Source organism: Wenjunlia tyrosinilytica, from assembly GCF_014646055.1.
Taxonomy (GTDB): Bacteria; Actinomycetota; Actinomycetes; order Streptomycetales; family Streptomycetaceae; genus Wenjunlia; species Wenjunlia tyrosinilytica.
The window spans coordinates 1-1,987 of the sequence record NZ_BMMS01000124.1; the positions used below are offsets into that span (position 1 = coordinate 1).

At 72.8% G+C, this 1,987-nt stretch carries 1 protein-coding gene; it reads left to right on the forward strand.

What is annotated here, in order from left to right; all coding sequences use genetic code 11:
• Positions 1-17: 17 nt before the first annotated feature.
• Positions 18-1,987 (forward strand): SpnB-like Rossmann fold domain-containing protein (locus IEY86_RS35800; RefSeq protein WP_229699083.1); only part of this gene is annotated, 1,970 nt, incomplete at its 3' end.

Below are 1,987 nucleotides of genomic sequence, written 5' to 3' on the forward strand. Positions count from 1 at the left end.
CGTTCCACTCCCCGTTGATGGAGCCGATGCTCGAGGAGTTCCGCCGGGTGGCGCAGAGCGTGGCGTACCAGGAGCCACGGCTGGCGGTCATCTCGAACGTCACCGGTGAGCCCGCTACCGCGCAGGAGTTGTGCTCCGCGCTGTACTGGGTGCGTCATGTGCGGCACGCGGTGCGCTTCGCCGACGGCGTTCGTCGGCTGGAGGAGCAACGAGTCGGCCGATTCCTCGAGTTGGGCCCGGACGGCAGTCTGACGGCGATGGCCCAGGGATGCCTGGAGGGCGCGGGGCGGGTGCTGGTCCCGGCCGTGCGCAAGGGGCGGCCCGAGGTCTCCTCGTTGCTGTCCGCCGCCGCTGGTGTCTACACCCACGGCGGCCACGTCGACTGGGCAGCGCTGTTCGCCGGTACGGGCGCCCGGCGGGTGGATCTTCCGACGTATGCCTTCCAGCGCCGTACCTTCTGGCCGACTCGCGCGAGCGTGTCCGCGGGCGATATGACCGGCCTCGGCCTGACCGCCCCCGAGCATCCCCTGCTGGGTGCGGCGGTGGAGCTGGCCGGGGCCGAGGGCTTTCTGTTCACGGGCAGGCTGGCCTTGCCGATGTATCCCTGGCTGAGGGATCACGTGGTCGCCGGCTCGGTGCTGTTCCCGGGGACGGGATTCCTGGAGCTGGCGGTACGGGCCGGGGACCAGGTGGGGTGCGATCGGGTGGAGGAGCTGACGATCGCCGCGCCGCTGGTGCTGCCCGAGCAGGGCGGGGTGCGGTTCCAGGTGGTCGTCGGTGGCCCCGATGAGTCGGGCGGCCGGACGCTGGAGGTGTACTCCCGGCCCGACGGCGGCACCGATGGGGAGCCATGGGTGCTCCATGCCACGGGCCTGCTGGCGGCGGAGGGCGGAGTATCGAGCCCGGCGCCCTTCGACTTCGGAGTGTGGCCGCCGCGCGGGGCTGTGCCCCTGCCGGTCGACGGTGTGTACGAGGGATTCGCCGAGGCGGGCTTCGCCTATGGGCCGGTGTTCGCTGGACTGCGGGCCCTGTGGCGGCGCGGGGACGAGGTCTTCGCGGAAGTGGGGCTGCCGGAGGAGCACGAGGGACTCGCCGGTGCCTTCGGCGTTCATCCGGCCCTCCTCGACGCGGCCTTGCACGCCGTGCTGGTGAGCGAGTTCGACGGCAAGCCCGGTTCATTGCGGCTGCCGTTCGCCTGGGGTGGCGTGTCGCTGTGGGCTTCGGGTGCCCGGGCGCTTCGCGTGCGGGTGGCGCAGGCCGGCCCGGAGGCGGTGTCGCTGGAGCTGGCGGACGCTTCCGGTGGTGCGGTGGCGACCGTCGAGTCGCTGGTCCTGCGGGAGCCGTCGGGTGAGCTGACGGGCGGTGCCCGCGGCGGCCACCACGATGGACTCTTCCAGGTGGACTGGGTCAAGGCGCCGCTCTCCGGAACCTCGCCGGTGGACTGCGCGGATCTGGAGGCCGTGACCGCGGACGGGTGGGACGGGCAGATCCCCGGACACGTGGTGCTGCGGGTGGACCGCCCGGGTGATGACGTCGCCGACGCCGTTCGCGCGGTGACCGTCCGGGTCCTGAGGCTGGTGCAGGAGTGGCTGGCCGAGGAGCGTTTCGAGGGGTCCCGGCTGGTGGTGGTCACCGAGGGCGCGGTGGCTGTCGGCCAGGGTGTGCCGGATCCGGTCCTGGCCGCCGTGTGGGGTCTGGTGCGAGCGGCGCGGGCTGAGAACCCCAGCCGCTTTGTGCTGGTGGACATGGATGTCGACGGGGGAGCCGAGTCCTGGGAGCTGGTCGCGCGGGCACTGACCTCGGGTGAGCCGGAGCTGGCGGTGCGGGACGGGGCGGTGCACCTGCCGCGCCTGGCCCGGCTCGCGTCCGGCAGCGTGCTGGACGTTCCCGCGGACGGCTCGGCCGCTTGGCGGCTGGACATCCTGGAGAAGGGGACGCTGGAGGGCCTGGGAATCACGGTGTGTCCCGAGAGGACGGAGAGCCTGGC